Below are 17,192 nucleotides of genomic sequence, written 5' to 3' on the forward strand. Positions count from 1 at the left end.
AAGACTCGACAAACTCAGGGAGATAATATGCCGCCGAATCAAATGACTCAGCGGCATCGGTTGACACTTTTTAAGCTCTTTTACACATTAATTAGAAAGTATAACGAGCACCTAAGCTGTAACGTGCTCCACCTTGCTCTAGGTTCCATAGCTGAGCACCACTGCGGGCATGAGAACGGAAGCCTTCACCGGTAATATTGATACCATCGAGTGAAACGTTGAAGTTCTCAAATACTTCATAAGAGATAGTGAGGTCAATCTGTTGATGTGCTTCTGTAAATACTGGATCTTGGCCATTAATGCCAGACAAGAACTCATCGCGCCAGTTATAGGCTATACGAGTTTGAAAACCAAAGTTCTCATACATTAACACCAAGTTAGCCGTATCACTCAAGCCAAACAGGGCAAATTGAGCTTCTCCTGGGTCCGCCGTAATATCATAACCTACATCGCCATTGACAGTAGTGTAGTTCGCCTGAGCACCAAAACCTGTATCGCCGAAGAAGTGCTGTACAGCAAGCTCAAAACCATTGATTTTGGCCTCTTGATTGTTGACTGGTGCACTGGTTTCAAAATCCATCAAGGGATCATCATTGTTGGCGATAGCCGTGTAGTTGTTTTCAAACCACTCGTTAGTCTGAGAGCCATAAGCGACCCCTAAGTCATTAGCCGCGACCATAGAAAACAGTGTGGTATCGGTTACCGACTCACCTAATGCTTCTAAGTCTGCAATAGCTTGAGCCGCTCGAGGGCCGTTACTGGGATCTCTTAAACCGTACTGATTCTTGACTTCAGGCTCATTACCGATGAAGTTGCTTACACGCTTCTCGTAGTATCCGATAGAGGCATAACTTGCATCATCGAAATACCATTCTGCTGAGACATCAAAGTTATCAGATTCGAAAGGAACGAGTGCAGGGTTACCACTCGACGCGCCACCAGGTAGAGAGCCTGCCAATATAGATGGTGCCGTAGGTCCACCTAGACCTATAACTGCCGCGCTTAAGTCATTGTATGATGGACGTGAAATTGTTTTACTATATGAAAAGCGTGCAACCACATCGTCAATGACTTCGATATCAAAATCTAAGTTAGGTAATAAATGACTGTAACTTGAATCAATTGAGACGGGATTACTGTCTGTGATAGCGCCTTGTTGAACTGAGAAGTCGTTGTTACTGTCCCAATGTACGGCAGTCGGTATTGCCGTATTAGAAGTCGAAGTGATGTCGGTTCTTTCATAACGAAGACCAATAACGACATTGTACGGCATATCACCTAAGTCACCGGACAGGTCGAGCTGCACATAAGCCGCATTGATATCTTCTTTAATCAAGCTATCGGTGGAGATGGCATCTATGCTACCAAAGTCAAAGCCATATTTATCAGCTGCCCATGCGCCCACTTCAGATGCGCTACCGGTAAAGCCCTGAGTCCAGCCTCCTGCAGTGCTGTAGTCATCAAATTCGTTGGCAAAATCAATCGGAGAGAGGTAACCGTCAGGTAGCTCACCAGGATTGGAAATACCCCAACCGCCCATCTCGGTCATGAGATCTCTCTGGACCGTATGACTCGACATGGAACGTGACTCGATACCAAAATCGATGCCGCCATTATCAAACTCGTATGAACCGTCCAGACGAATTTGGGTGATATCGGTCTCATGTGAGTACTCATCTCTATCTAACATAGATGTACCGACATCTCCCGCATCCAGGACACCATTAGTATTTAAGCCTGGGCGGGTCGAGTCATTAAAATCAACCTGCATTAATGGTAGTCCACCATTAAAAATACCAGTTTGACCTGCAACAACGTTGGCACCAAGGCCCACATTGATCCAGCTACCATATGCAGCGTTCGGGCTTCGCTTGGCTTTCGAGTCATGGACATCTAAGCTTAGCTTGAAGTCATCGGAGACGTCATAGCTCAAATTCAAGCCGATAGAGTTATTCTCATTAAGGGTGTTGCCTTCTTGCAGTGCTAAGCCTAAATCTCTAGGGTCCTGCCAACGTCTATCTTCACTATGAATAATCGGCGTTTTTACTGTCTCGTTATCGAAAGTGAAGTCGGTTTTAAACGAATCCATCCAGATAGATTGCTCAGCCCTGTGCTCTATGGTTTCTAGCTGAGAGTAAGTGTAATCTAAGGTCGCAGTAAAGGCATCAATAGGCCTAAACTGCAGGGTTAATTGCGCATTATCACGGGTGCGTTCTCTATCAGCTACTGTGTAGCGAATATCTGAGGGCAGGGCGTGAAGCTGACCCATTGCAGGTGGATTGTTGAGTACAATCTTATCGCCATCTTGAGCTGTGGTTGGGGTATTAGGTACTGTTCCATCCCAAGCTGAAGTACGCCAGTCAGAAACAAATGCTCCTACTGCTGCGTTGTGACGCACCTGATGACTGGCAGTCAATGAGATACCAAACATCTCACTATCATCAGTCCAGCTGAGGAGACCCGACAGCTCGGGTGTTATATCATCACCCACACGGTTGGTGGTGTCGTATAATGCCTTAGCACCTATACTGACTTTGAGTCCCGGATCGCTTAATGGCTTTCTGGTGATAATGTTAATGGTGCCGCCAATCCCACCTGACGCTATGTTGGCCTTACCTGTTTTGTATACTTCAACGGCGCTAACACTCTCAGATGCAAGGTTTGCAAAGTCAAATGCTCGGCTACTACCGTCGCCGGCACCAGGCATCGCACGGCCGTTTAGGGTTACCATGTTGTATTGTGGGCCGAAACCACGAATCGTGACCTGACTGCCTTCACCGTTATTGCGGTCTATAGACACACCTGTGATGCGTTGCAGAGATTCAGCTAAGTTAGAATCTGGGAACTTACCAATATCTTCAGCGGTAATGGCGTCAACAACACCGCTAGCACTTCTTTTCAGGTCAGTAGACTTGACTAAACTACCACGAATACCTGTTACAGCGATGACTTCAATTTCTTGTTCTTCGGCTGCATATACAGGCGTGAGTGCAGTGGCACTTATTGCAAGTGATAGGCTAGTAGCTAATGCTGTTTTCTTAAATTTTTTATGTTGCATATCCATCTTCCCCGGGAATTATTGAATCATAGTTATGATTATTAATTTAGTTTTATTAGGTTAATGTAAGCGCTTTCAAAACGGCTTAAAAAAAGAAGGAGTGGTTCGTAGTTCAAATTTGTAAGCGCTTACACAAGGCTAGGGTAATCGAAGTTAGTAGTCAACACTTGTGTTACTTTATTTTAACAAGGTGGTGGTTTTATATGGATACCTAATCTATGAGTCTGTTGTTTTATTGCCTTGATTCGGTGGTGCTGAGATTATGTGACTTGGATTTATTGTTGTTTTGTGGGGATACAGATGACTGGCTATAGGTAAACTATTTGGCTCAGCAAGCTAGCTTGATGCTAGAAAAGAGTCTTTCACAAGGGTCAAGGACGTTAGCACGGGTGGGGAGGCAAGTCAGGCTGTAGGAGCTGGTAAGTATTGGAGCGCGGCATGTAAAATACCGCTTGTGGAGTCGATTAAAGTGAGCTTATGGAATCTCTTAGTATCAATGCAGGGTTAAACATATTTTTAATCGATAACGATTTATTTTTATAGGTATTTCTTAAAACCCATCGAGCCGCCATATGTCCCATCTCTGCTATCGGGTAATTGATTGTTGAGAGTTTAGGATAGATATAATTGGCTAAAATTATATTATCGAAGCCCACAATGGAGACTTGGGAAGGTATCTCTACATTGAGCTGTCTGGCGGCATCCATGGCTCCTGCGGCCATCTCATCGTTAGCACATACAAGCGCGGTAAATGATCGCTCTGCTTTCATCAAGGCTTGAAATCCTCGGCTGCCACCTGTTTCCAAGTAATCTCCCTCATAAACCAGAGAGGGATCAAACTCTAAACCTGATTCGGCTAATGCCTGTTTGTAACCCGCTAACCGAGCTTGGGTATCGACCTTCCAGAAGGGGCCTGAAATATAGGCCAGCGCCGTGTGGCCCGATTCAATCATGGCCTTGGTTGCCAGGTAGCCACCTAACTGGTTATCTAAATAGATGCATGAGTCTTTAAGTTCTGCAATGTAGCGGTTAATGAGTACTATCGGTGTTGAGCCTTGACTCAACTCAATCAAATATTCATCTGAGACCGCCTCTACATGTAATATGAGCGCATCACAACGGCGATCGATTAAAAATTCGATACCCTCTTTTTCACTCTCTTCATCGCTGTGACCAGCTGCAATGATGACATGTTTCTTTGCGGTACGTAGCTCAGCTTCTATACCACTCATCATGGCACCATAGAAGGGACCGTGGAGTTCAGAAACCAGTACTCCGATACTATTAGAGCGACTAGAGGCGAGAGATTGTGCGATAGCGTTCGGCCTGTAATCGAGCTGCTTCATGGCATCGAGCACCTTGTTCTCGGTTTTTTCGCTCACCTTAGTATTTTTATTCATTACTCTGGAGACAGTGGCTAATGACACTCCAGCTAGCACAGAGACATCATAAATTGTTGCCATATTTTTACCTTGTTGTGCTTTCATGATTATTTGTTGCTATCTTATTCTTTACCTTGCTAATTTACCAAAGTTTTAGCAGATATTTATACCCGATCATTGAGGATTAATTATCAAATCTTCAAAAGTTAGTTAGCCTTGTGTTTATTTATTTACATTTTACCCTAGGGACTGGTTCAGTCTACGGTCATTGAGTGCATCACCTATAACCTGATTTTGTTTACAGCTAAGGGGATAAAACACCATTAATGCCGCACCGATAAACGCAAATATGGCTGGGATCCAACTCATGAGTAGTTGCATCGCGGGCAGAGATGCTTCTATGGTGGTTTTATCCATACCGCTATATCCGTAACTGGCTAGTACCACGAGTACCAGAGCTCCGGCAAATCCACCTCCTGTCTTTTGAACGAAGGTTCCCGCCGAGTAGATGAGTCCGGTAGCACGGCGACCATTCTTCCATTCTGAATAGTCGGCGGAGTCTCCCAACATGGTAAAAAATAGGGTTGGCATCATGGCTGCAAAGAATTCGGCGGCACAACCTAGAGTGAAAATTGCGGTTATATTGCCCTTAGGTACCCAGTAAAATCCGGCCGTTAACGAGCCACTGAGTAATAATGCTGTGATAAATAGATTACGTTTACCTAATTTTTTAGACAGATAGCCTGTCGATAATGCGCCTAAGATTGAAACCAGCAGCAGGGCGATAAAATATTTTCCGGCCATGAGTTCATCACCGATCTGATATTTAAAGTAGTAAGCGATAGCTCCGTATTTAATACCGTTAAACATCATAGTTAAAAAACCTATGCCTAACAGGATTAACCATGGCTTATTCGTCAGCAGATCGATCATATCACGTTGGGTTCGGCTGATATCATCCGAGGTGTTGTTGATTAATCGTTTGATTAAGGCCCACATGCCAGTCATTACTAGCACGAAAAATATTCCGCTAGGCAGATCCCTATAATAGAAAAACAGGGTCATCGCGAGTAATGGCATGATGATAAATGGCAGGTTCTTGAGCAGATCTTTAATCTCAGAGCCCAAATTATTGCTTGTATCAAGCGCCGGGGTCACTCTCTCCTTGGTGGTGGTAAAGGTGATCAACATTAAGACGATCAATAGACCAGCAAACAGATACATGGAGTATTGGTAACCTTTAGCATCGTCACCAGCGCCAAAATAGGCGACTAAATCAGGTAGAAAGCCCATCACTAACAGTCCACCACCGAATGCGCCGGCGAAACGAAACCCCGATAAACTGGTTCGTTCGGTGTCGCTGGCTGTCATTACGCCCATTAACGCGGAATAGGGGACATTATTGAGGGTATAAGCCAAGGTTAAACCTATATAAGTGACATAGGCATAGATCAATTTATTTTGTGGATTCAAATCTGGGGTCGTGAAACATAAGACCATAAATAGTGCCAGAAAAGGGGTGGACCATAAGATCCAGGGGCGGAACTTGCCCCATCGGGTAGATGTACGGTCGGCAACCATGCCCATAATTATGTCGGTGACACCATCGGATAAACGCACGACTAAAAATAGCATGGCCGCAGCCGCTGCGGTTAAACCAAATGTGTCAGTATAAAATACGGCTAAATAAGCCAAGGCGCCTCGCCAAACTAAGTTGGCGGCAGCATCGCCCATGGCATAACCCAATTTTTCTTTAATTAAGAGTTTACTCATTACTGGCTCCACTTATTATTATCTTTATCGGTTGCTGATGAGATCTCTATACGCTAAACCGCTGGATTTAATTGTTCGTTTTTGAGTTTCATAATCGACATAGACGATACCGAAACGCTTAAGATATCCCTCAGCCCATTCAAAATTGTCCATCAAGCTCCAGGCAAAGTATCCTCGAATGTCGACGCCTTGCTCTATGGCTAAATTAACGGCTCTGAGATGGTCTTGATAGTAATTGATCCTGTCTTTATCTCTTACTTCTCCATCTGTTAGCTTATCAGCCATGGCGGCGCCGTTCTCTGTGATATACACAGGCGGGAGTTTGTAGGTCATATTTAACGAGGTAAGCAGTTCCGTTAAGCCTCTGGGGTAGATCTCCCATCCTATGTCTGTATGTAAGGCCGTATCGTTAGGCACTTGTTCGAATATGTCTTGTTCATTAGCCTTATAGATCAGACGGGTGTAATAGTTTACACCGAGGAAATCTAATGGCTGGGAGATGATGTCTAAGTCGCCATCATGGATATCAGGCCTGACATCTATGGGGAGAGATTCCAGTAGGTCTGGATAAGCGCCATCCAGAATAGGTTTTATATACCATTGATTCATATAGTCATCGGCGTATTTGGTGGCAGCAAGATCCGCCGCATCTTCGCTGTTTGCATAGCAAGGGGTGAAATTGAGTACGATTCCGTTAAGTGAGTCGGGGCTATTTATCTGCAACACCTTCATCGCTAAGCCATGGGCTAACAGTAGATGGTGGGCTGCGGTTCTGCCGGCCTTTGCATTTGCAATACCCGGTGCATGAACACCCACTTCATAACCTAAATAAGCACTACAAAATGGCTCATTGAGCGTGGCGTAGGAGTAGACCCTGTTACCGAAAGCTGTGGATATTTTGTCGGCATAATCACGAAACAGATAGGCCGTTTCACGATTTAACCAGCCGCCGTTATCCTCTATGTATTGAGGGAGATCCCAGTGATAAAGGGTGACGAAAACTTTGATATTAAGCTGGTTTAATTTATCTAATAGCTTGATATAAAAATTTACGCCTTGCTCATTCAGGCTGGCGTCTCGATTCATCACTCGGCCCCAAGATATCGATAATCGGTAGGCGTCGACATTTAGACTATTGATAAGATCAATATCTTGCTCCCATAGATTGACATGGTCACAGGCGATTAACCCATCCGATTGATCGATAATGGTGCCTGTTTTTTTACAAAAAGTGTCCCAAATATTAGTCAGTCGGGAATCTGCACTTCCCTCAATTTGGAATGAAGCGGTTGCGACACCGTAAGTAAATTGGGTCGATAACATCGCAGAGTTCTTAGGTAATTGTATTTTCATCACAGTAATCAACATGTATTAAATTTAAGTAAGGCAGTAACTTGTACTGCCGCGTGTATTGGCAACCTTGATTGAAATCGCTTAGGTAATCGTTCAAAAAAATTGCAATTCGTTATAAGTATGTTATAAATGAAAGCGCTTACATCAACATAGAGGGTTGAGTGTTAAAAATCAATATATTTGTTTGATGCTGTTAACACTTGTATTCCTGTGTGCTGTAAAGCCCACAATATATTGAAGACACAATGCTCCTATCAGTAAATGACTAAATTAATCAGGGGATATGTATGGTTGCAATACCTTCAACATCGGAAAAAGAGACGGGCATAATAGGTGAGAGGAAAAATTATCATTTCTCGTTGACCTGTTTGACTTCGCTATTTTTTATCTGGGGTTTGATCACTAGCTTAAATGATATTTTAATCCCCTATCTTAAGGGGATGTTCGAACTCAGTTATACCCAAGCCATGTTGATACAATTTTGCTTCTTCGGCGCTTATTTTATCGTTTCCATACCTGCCGGGGTTTTGGTAAGCAAGATAGGCTATCAAAAAGGCATAGTGTTTGGATTGATTATTGCCGGAGTCGGGGCTTTGGCATTTTATCCGATAGCCACAACGGGTTCTTATTATGCTTTTTTAACTGCTTTGTTTGTCTTAGCGGCGGGCATCACCCTGTTACAGGTCTCGGCTAATCCCTATGTGAGTGTACTGGGAGAGTCCAAAACGGCTTCTTCCAGATTGACTATGACTCAGGCATTCAACTCTTTAGGGGCAACCTTAGCTCCGATTTTTGGTGGTTGGCTCATCTTATCTTCGATGTCCAAGAGTGAAGCTGTGGTTCAACATAGCCAAAATCAGGCTCTAGCGGTACAAACACCTTATCTTATATTGGCTACAGCGCTGTTTTTAATGGCGCTTATTTTTGCTTTATTAAAACTGCCCAAGGTCGAAAGTGGCCAGGAGCAAACGAGGACCAAGTCACCAGGTTCTCCCTGGCAGTCCAGGAATTTGGTATTAGGTGCTATTGCTATCTTCGTCTATGTTGGGGCTGAAGTTGGCATAGGCAGTTTACTGATAAATTTTGCTGCCATGGATAGTATTGCCGGACTCGAAGAGATTGAGGCGGCTAAATATGTGACTTACTACTGGGCAGGGGCCATGATTGGCCGCTTCATTGGCTCCTTAGTCATGCAGAAAATCTCGGCGGGTAAAGTTTTAGGTTTTAATGCCATCTGCGCTGGAGCACTTGTACTCGTCGCCACTTTCTCATCTGGGATGATAGCGCTGTGGGCCATCATCTTAGTGGGATTATGCAATTCAATTATGTTCCCTAGTATATTTACCTTAGCGCTCAGAGGCCTTAAACAGCATACCAGCCGAGGTTCTGGCATCTTGTGTCTTGCTATCGTAGGAGGTGCAATTATCCCCGTTTTACAAGGTGTCATCGCCGATTTGGCTGGGATTCAGATTTCATTCTTATTACCAGTACTCTGTTTTGCATATATTGCTTTTTATGGCTTGGTGGGGAGCCAGTTAATTAGCCGGGAAAATGTAGCAAGTTTATGTAGGTGATTCACTTGATGGCTGAGTATTTCTACCATGTTGGCAGCCTTAGAACCATAACCATAGCCATAACCATGTCATAGATGCTTAGTTTTTTGTTCGCAATAGAGGACTGGGAGCCGTCAATAATCCAGTTACTAGCGAACATGTGGCTGCAATTACGGCAGAGACAACTATGGTTGCGGCTATCGATAGGGTCTTTGGTTCAATAGTTGCAATGGTCGCAGAAGATTGATGAGGGGGAATAGACTGCATTATTTTCATTAAAATAGAAGAGACTCACTTTTACTGAGTTGCTTGTGCTGAAAAAAAGGAATTTTTTATTAACAGCTTTTGAGGTTGGAGCGAGAGCACATGGATTTATCCTTTGGGATAAAAGTGCTAATTTTTTTCTAATTGTGGGGGTATTATTCGATATCGCTTCCGAAAATCGGAATCTATAGCTAAAGATTGGACAATAGTGCATATGAATGTAGTACACTAAAGTGGTTATCTTTAAGTTGTGGATTTAGTAGCGTTTTTCCGATAATCCATTACAAAAATGTTACTAGGTTTATTAAATGTGTACTGGCATGGTTACTATATTTGAAAGAAAGGTGCGGGTGCCGGTTAAGTTTAAATATTCAATATTAAATATGAGTTGATAGTGGAGTAAGACAGATGTTGCGAATGGGCGTAGACCTTGGTGGAACCAAAATTGAAATTGTAGCTTTAGATGCTGATGGAAAAGAGCTATTTCGTAAACGTTTGCCGACTCCGCGCGTTTATGAGGCCACACTAGATACAATCGTGAGTCTAGTGGAGGAAGCCGAAACTAGTTTAGGCATGACGGGAAGTGTCGGTGTTGGGATCCCTGGGGTTATCTCGCCTTTTTCTGGCCTAGTCAAGAATGCAAATTCCACCTGGATTAATGGCAAGCCTCTGGACGTTGACCTGGGGCAGCGATTGAATCGTGAAGTCAGGGTCGCTAATGACGCTAACTGTTTCGCCGTCTCAGAAGCCGTTGACGGTGCTGGTGCTGGTGCCGGCAAAGGGGTGGTCTTTGGCGTCATCATAGGCACAGGCTGTGGCGGTGGTATTGCCATCAATGGTCGGGTACACAGTGGTGGCAATGGGATAGGTGGAGAGTGGGGTCATAATCCACTGCCATGGATGTCTCAAGAGGAGTTTAATTCCACTTCATGCTTCTGTGGTAATCACGATTGCATCGAGACCTTCATTTCTGGTACTGGCTTTGTGCGTGACTATAACCAGGCCGGAGGCAAGGTGACTAAAGGCTCAGAGATAATGGAGTTGGTCGATGCCGGTGATGCTCGAGCCCTAGCAACGTTTGAGCGCTACATCGACAGATTGGCCAGATCTCTGGCTCATGTGATTAACACACTCGATCCTGATGTGGTTGTGTTAGGAGGCGGCATGTCTAATATCGATGCCATCTATCCTAAACTACCCAAAATATTAGCCAAATACGTGGTGGGTGGTGAGTGTCGAACTCCTGTGGTGCAGAATCTTTATGGTTGTTCATCTGGAGTGCGAGGTGCCGCTTGGTTATGGTGATACTAGGCTTTGATAAAAATAGCCGATAACTTATGTTAGACTAGCCCGAAATTAGGTTAATCGGGCTGGCAACATGATGTTTTGGTTTAAAAAAGTAATTTCTCAACTCTTTATGCCAATCCCTTTGGTTGTTCTATTATTGCTATTTTGCATCCTGATGCTGAGAAACCGTAAACTGGTTCGCTCAGTATTGGCAGTTGCCATGGTTATTCTGGTTTTTCTGAGTAGCTCTGTGGGCAGCAATCTATTAACCGCTTCTCTCGAAAATCAATATAAAGTCAATAATAAGGCGATTAGTGCCGACTGTTTAGTCATGGTACTCGGAAGTGGTCATGATGATGCAGTTCCCGGGGGGGCTGTTCACAAGTTATCGACTACAGCTTTGGCTAGATTAACCGAAGGTGTACGTCAATATAAACTTGGCAAAGATTGTAAACTGATTGTCAGTGGCTGGGGGGGCAGTGCCTCTAAAACACCCCATGCTAAAATCATGGCCGAGGCCGCCTTACAGTTTGGGATCCCTAAAGAACGTATTATCACTTTCCCATTAGCTAAAGACACCATAGAAGAAGCCCAATATTTTAAATGGGATGTGGGTAACTATCCATTTAGACTCGTCACCTCAGCTAGCCATATGCCAAGATCTATGGCCATCTTTCATAGCCAAGGTTTACGTCCGCAAGCGGCACCTACAGACTTTATCACCAGACAAGGTTATTGGTGGCAGCTAGATGCAAATAACTTACTTTCATCTCAGCGTGCCATTCATGAATATGTAGGTAGGCTCTGGTTTAAGCTTAAATATAAAAGTGACTAGATAATAATATAAATTATTGGGTCACCGAGCCTCCAGATTAAAGCTAATAGATAAGCTAACAAAATAGTCTCGATGTACTTTTTGTGCCAAACAAGCAAGGCAATCCCCACAGCAGTAATGAGATTTTTAGGATGATTCTTGGATATTGAAGCCGTACAGATAAACTCAAATTTTAAACGTAATAGCAGAACCTTGACCTTAGTGGGCGCGATTATACTGATAATAGGTATAGGCTTGTTTCTGTCCTCTACAGCCATGTTTGCCCCTGGAATGCTCTGCTTCTCATTAGGGGTGATATCTTTGGTACTTGGGGTGTCCAAAATTCTCGAGCCTGAAGTTAGTCTAGAGCTTAATCATCAAGGGCTTAAGTATCACCATAGACGCGGCAGTATTGTCATTCATTGGGATAATATACAGAGAATAGATATTCCCCGTGGACTCGATGGTTTTGAGTCGATTGAATTACCTTACATAGGTATCAAGCTTAAAAAAATTAACCCAGTTTTGGATATTATACCCGGTCGACTGGCCACAGGCCTGTTAACCGAGCAGCGGCCACTCTTGATGTCTGCGGTCACCTTGGATGAAGACTTAATTGAGTTAGAAGCCTATATGAACTCTGAGTTTACTCCATTAGTGGTCAATGATGAACGCTATAAAGGTGTACAGGCTATGTTTGGACACAGATGTGAAATGTTAAGTAAAAACATGGGGTTTCATCTCTATATTCCTATAGATTGTCTAGACAGATCCGCAGACGAGTTTGTTAAACTGCTCAGAGAATACCTGTTAAAGGTAAGACAGAGTCTAGACTAGACTTGTCGCTGGAGATGGCGCCATAGTAAGGCGCCTGAAACCATATTTATTACAGATATGAATGAGTAACTAGATACCCGTTATTGCTTATTATCAATTAACTTGCAGCTCACCTTGCAGGTCTGATTTAGGCTCAGTGTGACACTCTTGATCTAATGGGACTGTGTTCAATAAGGCGACATCCTCTCTTACTCGCATACCGATAAACTGACCCCCTTCAAATATTTCCATAGACTCACAGGCTATTTCACCTTCAACTGTACCTGTACTGGTGATATTGAGTTTTTTACACTTAAGTTGACCCTTGAAATTGCCTGCGACTTTCAGCTCTTCGCAGTTAACTTCTCCGTCAAGATAACCATCAATTTCTATGGTGATTTTTCCTGTTGAGCTTACTTTTCCATACACTTCACCACCTATGAGTGCTTCTCCGGCAAAGTGACTCTCACCTGAGAGTTTAGTACCTTGAGCCACGAAGGTCAGTCCTGTGTTATTTTTCTTATTTCCGAACATAATGCTCTACAAATAGGTCATGAATAAGCTTATGTTAACCTTATATTAACAGTAAACAAACCACTAATATTTGGCACTCTGAAGTCATTTTTTTGGCTGTCGCTTATTTGTATAAAATAAAGTAATAGATCTCTTTATTGATTTGGAGACTGTAATTTGATGGCATTTGTAGGGCAGGGAGCAGCGCAGGCACCGCAGCCGGTGCATAGGTCTGTGTTTATTTCAGGTTTTGGAGCTTGGCCGATTGCTAATTTAAAGCTAATGGCACGCTCATCGCAGGCATCTTTACAGCTTTGGCACCAGACTCCTTCATACGCCAGGCAAGATTCCTGTACCACAGCCTTTAATTCCCAGGGGGCTTGCTCGGTATCGATAAATATTGGCTCGGGGCAAACCTGGGCGCACTTCTTACAGAAGGTACACTCGTCATCGGCAAAGCTAATCTCAGGAAAGCCACCATCACCACGGATAATAATCTGTGTCTCACAAACCTGGATACATTTATCACAGCGGGTACAGATATCGGTAAATTCGATATCTGTATTACTCCATGGTGGCCGAATAGCACTGGATTTTTTACGACTAAAGAGTCGACGTCTGCTCTGATTAATATTGCTCATTTGATACTGCTTAATAAAGTGAAATACTAAGGTCCTAGAACTCGCTTACATAAGGCTAGGACCTAGTCTATTGGCTTAAGTGAGTCTATTGACCATAACCGTTAGGATTACTCGATTGCCAGTGCCAGCTGCTACTGGCCATGTCTTCCAAGTTATGGGTCGCTTGCCAGTTTAATTCGCTCAGGGCCTTCTTCGGGTCCGCATAACAAGCAGCAATATCACCTAGACGGCGTGGAACAATTTGATAATTGATGGATTTACCGCAAGCTTTTTCGAATGCTTTGACCATGTCGATGACGCTGTAACCCTTTCCCGTGCCTAAATTATAGGTAACCAGTCCAGACTGTGTGTTGAGTTTATCTAACGCCTTCAGATGACCTATGGCCAAGTCGACCACATGTATATAGTCGCGAACTCCAGTGCCATCATGGGTGTCATAGTCGTCACCGAACACGCTGAGCTTCTCACGTTTCCCTACAGCCACCTGAGCGATAAATGGCATCAGGTTATTGGGGATATCATTAGGGTCTTCACCGATACGACCACTCTTATGGGCACCGACTGGGTTGAAATAGCGCAGTCTGGCAATGTTCCAGCTTGGGTCTGAATGATATAGATCTTGTAATATATGTTCGACCATCAACTTAGATTGACCATAAGGATTCGTCGCCCCAGTGGGGAAGTCTTCGGTGATAGGTAAGCTGGCAGGATCACCGTAAACCGTGGCCGAAGAGCTAAAGACTAGATTTTTGACATTATTAGCCGCCATGACTTCGCAAAGCACTAAAGTACCTGTGACATTGTTCTCATAGTAGCGTAATGGCTGGGCCACAGATTCACCAACGGCTTTGAGCCCAGCGAAATGAATCACTGATTGAATTTCGTGATCGCTGAACACCTTCTGCAGGAAGGCTTTATTGAGTACATCACCTTGATAAAATGTGACAGATTTTCCGGTGATCTCTTCTACTCTATGCAAGGCCTCGATACTAGAGTTAACTAAGTTGTCGACGATAACCACGTCTTGTCCTGCATTTAACAGCTCTACCACTGTATGGCTACCGATATAACCCGCGCCACCTGTGACTAATATGGTCATGACTGTTTTTCCTCGATGAATTCTGAGACTAATTTTGTTAGGTACTGTTTGAAATCTTGACCTATCTCTTTATGACGTAGGGCATGCTCTATGTTGGCTTGCATATATCCCAGCTTGTTGCCGCAATCGTGGCTCTTTCCCTTCATATAATAAGCATTTACCGTCTGCTTTTCCATCATCATGGCGATGGCATCTGTGAGCTGAATTTCATCACCTGCTCCCGCAGGGGTCTTGGCCAGTAATGACCAAATATCTGCGGGTAAGATGTAACGTCCAACGATGGCTAGGTTCGATGGAGCCTCTTCTATGCTTGGTTTCTCTACCAACTGAGCTAAAGGTGCTGAATCACCGGGTCTTAGTTTATTGCCATTGACGTCGGCAATGCCGTATTGATGGACTTGGTTGAAGGGTACGCCTTCAACCATGATCTGGCCGACATTGCTCTGGTTGAACAGGTTAACCATCTCTGCCAGATTATCTTTTCTCAGATCGCAGCTGGCTTCATCTACGATAACATCGGGCAAGAGCACGGCAAAGGGCTCATCTCCCACCACAGGCTTCGCGCATAAAATGGCATGGCCTAAACCTTTGGCCTGGGATTGTCTTACGCTGATCACAGTAACACCGGGGGGACAGATAGATTGCACCTCGGCTAATAGTTGGCGTTTTACTCGTTTCTCTAGTTGAGCTTCGAGCTCGAAACTGGTATCGAAATGATTCTCGATGGGATCTTTACTGGCATGGGTAACTAGGACAATTTCATTGATACCCGCGGCGATGGCTTCATTGACAACATATTGAATAAGCGGCTTATCGACGACGGGTAGCATCTCTTTTGGAATGGCCTTAGTCGCAGGAAGCATCCTTGTTCCTAGTCCCGCTACCGGGATCACAGCTTTACGTATTTGCGCTTGTTTCATCTCTTTCCTTAAGTTGCCCCATGCGGTCGCTAAACGAGTTCAAAGTACTGAGTTTAGTCGCCTATCACGAGTTTCGTGACGGATAATTACAGTATCATTGATCTATTTTAATAAACTGACCAGGAAAAGCCATGTTAATAGCCTACTTAGAAGTTAAAGTGATTCCGCGTGACAGTGTGTAAAGTTAATTATACGTTTTAATTCCTTTAATTATAGTTGCTTATTGAACATAACTTATGATTGTAACGAAATTATTACAAACTCGGTGCTAATTTAGACAAAGAATAAAGTGTGAGGGAGTTAACAAAAAAGCTCGATTGATCGACTATGGATAATGAAACCATAATGAGTAATATAAATGACATGAGTAAAAATACACAGTATAAGGCTCGCTCGCCGGATGCCGATGGCCACATAGATTACCCTCAACCAGAACACGATATCTGGCAAGCCTTGTATTCGAGACAGCTAGGAAATTTATCTGAATATGCCTGCAGCGAGTATCAGCAAGGTCTGAAGGATCTGGGTTTATCGGACAATATTATTCCACAGCTTAAGGATATCGATAAGGTATTGTTAGCTATGACGGGGTGGAAAACGGCTGCCGTACCAGCATTGATCTCTTTTGAGCGCTTCTTTGAGCTGCTGGCTAATAGAGAGTTTCCTGTTGCAACCTTTATCCGCAGTAAAGATGAATTTGATTATTTAAGAGAACCAGATATTTTTCATGAGGTTTTTGGTCATTGTCCCCTGCTAACTAATGAGTCGTTCGCCAAGTTTTCCCATGCCTACGGCAACTTGGGTCTGTCGGCCAGCAAGGAAGATAGAGTATTACTGGCTCGTTTGTACTGGTTCACCGTCGAGTTTGGCCTGATCCGTAATCCAGATAACTCCTTGTCTATCTATGGTGGTGGCATATTGAGCTCTCCTGGAGAAACCTTATATGCCATGGGACCTGAGCCACAAATTAGACCTTTTAATCTAGTCGATGTGCTAAGAACACCTTATCGCATCGATATCATGCAACCTGTCTATTACGCCGTAGATGGCTTATCGTTTCTCGATGAGATTGTTGAGATGGATATCATGGGAGCGGTAGCCGAAGCTAAAAGATTAGGTATGTTTGCCCCTCTTTATGAGTTGAAAACCAAAGCCGGCTAAGTAATAGCAGTTCCATTAAGTAAGTGTCACATTTGTCACTTAACTTAAGATGATTAAATAAAAAGGAAGAATAATGTCCAAGTTATCGGAAATGAAGTGTGAAGCGTGTCAGGCCGATGCGCCTAAAGTCTCAGACAGTGAACTTGCTGAGCTGATAAGAATGATCCCCGATTGGGGAGTTGAAGTACGCGATGGCGTGATGCAGTTAGAACGTGTCTACAAGTTCAAAAACTTTAAACTTGCCATGGTATTCACCAATGAACTTGCTGAATTGGCTGAGGAAGAGTTTCATCATCCGGGGATTTTGACCGAGTGGGGCAAGGTCACTGTGACCTGGTGGTCTCATTCTGTTAAGGGCCTGCACAAGAATGATTTCATCATGGCGGCGAAAACCGACCACTTGATAGGTTAACTTTAACACATATAATCAGCAGGTTAGATTACTAGCCTGCTGTTCTTTTCAACCTAGCCCCTAGGCCTGTAAACAAGACTTGCCACATTTATCATAACCTTCTAACGTATAAGAGCTTGATTGAGTGTTACTGAGCTTGGTTGGAA

The 17,192-nt window shown here is 43.8% G+C and carries 14 protein-coding genes; 6 read left to right on the plus strand and 8 right to left on the minus strand.

Features of this window, described 5'->3' with window-relative positions; translation table 11 throughout:
* Nucleotides 1-91 precede the first annotated feature (91 nt).
* From SVI_RS07065 to SVI_RS07080, 4 genes are all read right to left on the minus strand, one after another.
* Nucleotides 92-3,058 (minus strand): TonB-dependent receptor, encoded by a 2,967-nt coding sequence (locus tag SVI_RS07065; protein ID WP_041420254.1) that lies wholly within the window; start codon nt 3,056-3,058, stop codon nt 92-94.
* Between the two features lie 464 nt (nt 3,059-3,522).
* Entirely contained in the window at nt 3,523-4,521 is a 999-nt protein-coding gene (locus SVI_RS07070) for a LacI family DNA-binding transcriptional regulator (RefSeq protein WP_013050800.1), read from the minus strand.
* A gap of 156 nt (nt 4,522-4,677) precedes the next feature.
* Nucleotides 4,678-6,213 carry an MFS transporter gene (locus SVI_RS07075; RefSeq protein ID WP_041419765.1) on the minus strand — a complete coding sequence of 512 codons (1,536 nt, stop codon included), beginning with the start codon at nt 6,211-6,213 and terminating at the stop codon, nt 4,678-4,680.
* A 24-nt stretch (nt 6,214-6,237) separates the two neighbouring features.
* A complete protein-coding gene (locus SVI_RS07080; protein ID WP_013050802.1) occupies nt 6,238-7,566 on the minus strand; it encodes a GH1 family beta-glucosidase in 1,329 nt (442 codons plus the stop codon).
* Between the two features lie 287 nt (nt 7,567-7,853).
* Here SVI_RS07080 and fucP point away from each other — a divergent pair, with 287 nt between their 5' ends.
* The 4 genes from fucP to SVI_RS07100 all read left to right on the plus strand — a co-directional run bounded on the left by fucP (nt 7,854) and on the right by SVI_RS07100 (nt 12,321).
* Entirely contained in the window at nt 7,854-9,140 is a 1,287-nt protein-coding gene (fucP, locus tag SVI_RS07085) for an L-fucose:H+ symporter permease (protein WP_013050803.1), read from the plus strand.
* A 651-nt stretch (nt 9,141-9,791) separates the two neighbouring features.
* On the plus strand, nt 9,792-10,688 hold the full coding sequence (gene mak / locus SVI_RS07090; protein ID WP_013050804.1) for a fructokinase: 897 nt from the start codon (nt 9,792-9,794) through the stop codon (nt 10,686-10,688).
* Between the two features lie 73 nt (nt 10,689-10,761).
* On the plus strand, nt 10,762-11,505 hold the full coding sequence (locus SVI_RS07095; protein ID WP_013050805.1) for a YdcF family protein: 744 nt from the start codon (nt 10,762-10,764) through the stop codon (nt 11,503-11,505).
* A gap of 138 nt (nt 11,506-11,643) precedes the next feature.
* The gene (locus SVI_RS07100; RefSeq protein WP_013050806.1) at nt 11,644-12,321 is read left to right on the plus strand and encodes a DUF2982 domain-containing protein; all 678 of its coding nucleotides are present in this window, start codon (nt 11,644-11,646) and stop codon (nt 12,319-12,321) included.
* Between the two features lie 93 nt (nt 12,322-12,414).
* Here SVI_RS07100 and SVI_RS07105 read toward each other — a convergent pair whose 3' ends face one another.
* From SVI_RS07105 to galU, 4 genes are all read right to left on the minus strand, one after another.
* On the minus strand, nt 12,415-12,834 hold the full coding sequence (locus SVI_RS07105) for a bactofilin family protein (protein ID WP_013050807.1): 420 nt from the start codon (nt 12,832-12,834) through the stop codon (nt 12,415-12,417).
* 134 nt (nt 12,835-12,968) lie between these two features.
* A complete protein-coding gene (napF, locus tag SVI_RS07110) occupies nt 12,969-13,454 on the minus strand; it encodes a ferredoxin-type protein NapF (RefSeq protein ID WP_013050808.1) in 486 nt (161 codons plus the stop codon).
* A gap of 85 nt (nt 13,455-13,539) precedes the next feature.
* Nucleotides 13,540-14,553 carry a UDP-glucose 4-epimerase GalE gene (galE, locus tag SVI_RS07115; RefSeq protein ID WP_013050809.1) on the minus strand — a complete coding sequence of 338 codons (1,014 nt, stop codon included), beginning with the start codon at nt 14,551-14,553 and terminating at the stop codon, nt 13,540-13,542.
* A complete protein-coding gene (gene galU / locus SVI_RS07120; protein WP_013050810.1) occupies nt 14,550-15,473 on the minus strand; it encodes a UTP--glucose-1-phosphate uridylyltransferase GalU in 924 nt (307 codons plus the stop codon). Before galU ends, galE begins: the two co-directional genes overlap by 4 nt.
* A 363-nt stretch (nt 15,474-15,836) precedes the next feature.
* Between galU and phhA the strand changes: the two genes are divergently transcribed.
* Nucleotides 15,837-16,634, plus strand: coding sequence for a phenylalanine 4-monooxygenase (gene phhA / locus SVI_RS07125; RefSeq protein ID WP_013050811.1), 798 nt, complete (start codon nt 15,837-15,839; stop codon nt 16,632-16,634).
* Nucleotides 16,635-16,707: 73 nt separating this feature from the next.
* The gene (locus SVI_RS07130) at nt 16,708-17,046 is read left to right on the plus strand and encodes a 4a-hydroxytetrahydrobiopterin dehydratase (RefSeq protein WP_013050812.1); all 339 of its coding nucleotides are present in this window, start codon (nt 16,708-16,710) and stop codon (nt 17,044-17,046) included.
* Nucleotides 17,047-17,192 lie beyond the last annotated feature (146 nt).

Origin of the sequence: Shewanella violacea DSS12 (assembly GCF_000091325.1) — a bacterium.
GTDB classification, from domain to species: domain Bacteria; phylum Pseudomonadota; class Gammaproteobacteria; order Enterobacterales; family Shewanellaceae; genus Shewanella; species Shewanella violacea.